General features: G+C 62.0%; 1 protein-coding gene. It reads right to left on the bottom strand.

The features are described from left to right. The coding region (locus tag AC0L3B_RS39975) for a sigma 54-interacting transcriptional regulator (RefSeq protein WP_473383464.1) at positions 1-250 on the bottom strand (250 nt) is incomplete at both ends.

Raw genomic sequence — 250 nt, 5'->3', positions numbered from 1 at the left:
TACAAGTCCGCTCGGAATTCGCCACGCTTGATCGCCGCTTCCAGGTCCATGGAGGTCGCCGCGATGACCCGCACATCGCTGTGCAGCTTTTCGTTGGAGCCCACCGGCTCGAATTCCTTCTCCTGCAAAACCCGCAGCAGTTTGCTCTGCAGCGGCAGCGGCATATCGCCGATTTCGTCGAGGAACAGCGTGCCGCCCTGGGCAATCTGAAACTTGCCCGGACGGCCCTTGCGATCCGCGCCGGTAAAGG

The organism is Bradyrhizobium sp. Kon56, assembly GCF_055807635.1.
This window is presented reverse-complemented; position numbering and strand designations above follow the sequence as displayed.